General features: G+C 69.6%; 2 protein-coding genes. One reads left to right on the top strand and one right to left on the bottom strand.

Annotated elements, in window-relative coordinates; genetic code table 11:
* Positions 1 to 106: 106 nt before the first annotated feature.
* The gene (locus E4099_RS32050) at positions 107 to 601 is read right to left on the bottom strand and encodes a VOC family protein (protein ID WP_167828565.1); all 495 of its coding nucleotides are present in this window, start codon (positions 599 to 601) and stop codon (positions 107 to 109) included.
* A 234-nt stretch (positions 602 to 835) separates the two neighbouring features.
* Between E4099_RS32050 and E4099_RS32045 the strand changes: the two genes are divergently transcribed.
* The gene (locus E4099_RS32045; protein WP_135342593.1) at positions 836 to 1,309 is read left to right on the top strand and encodes a MarR family winged helix-turn-helix transcriptional regulator; all 474 of its coding nucleotides are present in this window, start codon (positions 836 to 838) and stop codon (positions 1,307 to 1,309) included.
* Positions 1,310 to 1,360 lie beyond the last annotated feature (51 nt).

Raw genomic sequence — 1,360 nt, 5'->3', positions numbered from 1 at the left:
GTGTGGGGGAAGGGTGGCCGGGCGCGGTATGACCCCGGCCCCGCGTTCCGGCTGGATGGCCGCTGGTGTGCGGCGCCGAGCCGGCCGGCGGCAAGGTCCTGCCGTGTCAGCCGGCGAAGCCGCCCTTGGGTTGGATGATCTCCAGATTGGTGCCGTCCGGGTCGTTGAAGTAGGCCACCTTGGTGCCGAGGGCCGCGTCGGGGGTGACCTCCCCCGCGAGGAAGGTGTAGCCCTCGCCGAGGAAGTCGTAGCCGACCTGCTTCATGCGCTGGTACACCGCGTCGAAGTCGTCGACCCGGAAGCACAGGTGCATGGAGCCGGGGCGGTTCGCCACCCCGTTCGTCCGCTCGCCCACCGGCTCCTGGAACTCGATGAGGTCGATGCCGAGGCTGTTGTCCAGGTTGATCGTGGCGTAGCGCAGTTTCGCCGTGGGCAGCCCCTGCGACATGCCGAAGGGCACGCTGTGCATGGTCTCGTCCGCGACGACGGGCTCCCGTCCGGTGAGGGCCTGGTAGAAGGCGATCGAGGCGTCCAGGTTCGACACCGAGATCCCGACGTGGGCGGCCCGGGTGAGGTTCATCGGAGTGCTGGAAACGGTCATGGTGATTCCCTCGTTTCGCGCCCCGTGCCCTCCTCGAACGCTCACGGGCGCGGGGCGGGTGCCTGAAGAGCCGGGTGGAACCGATTCTCCGGGCTGCGGCAGAGCGCGCATCTCCTCGGCCTTCGGTGTCGATCCCCGGGGCGATGCTTGCACAAGCCTTATATTGCCTCTGGCCGGTATTTCGGGGAAGGGCTTATCCTGGACTCCGTCGCACCTGGAAGGAGGCCCGGGCCCATGACCGCCACGGACCCCGCGCTGACCGCCCTCGCCAACGGATGGGCTGCCCTCTACCTCCTCTACGGGAGGATCGAGGGTCACATCGAACGCGCCCTGCAGTCCGAGCACGACCTGAGCGTGCGGGAGTACTCGCTGCTCGACGTGCTCAGCCGCCAGCATGACGACGAAGGCGGCCACCTGCAGATGAAGCAGGTCGCCGATGCGGTCGTCCTCAGCCAGAGCGCCACCACCCGCCTGGTCACCCGGCTGGAGGACCGCGGCCTGCTGTCCCGCTACCTGTGCCCGACCGACCGCCGCGGCATCTACACCAACGTCACGGAGGACGGCCTGAAGCTTCTGGAGGAGGCCCGGCCGACCAACGACGCCGCCCTGCGCGAGGCGCTCGACGAGGCCGCCCAGAACCCCGAACTGGCTCCCCTGGTCAGAGCGGTGGAGGCGGTCAACGCACCGTTGGTGCTCCGGCAGCCCTGAGCGGTCCGCGAAGGGGGCGTCCTGCGGCGATCGACCGGGGCGGGCCGAGCC

The organism is Streptomyces palmae (assembly GCF_004684805.1).
Taxonomy (GTDB): domain Bacteria; phylum Actinomycetota; class Actinomycetes; order Streptomycetales; family Streptomycetaceae; genus Streptomyces; species Streptomyces palmae.
This window is presented reverse-complemented; position numbering and strand designations above follow the sequence as displayed.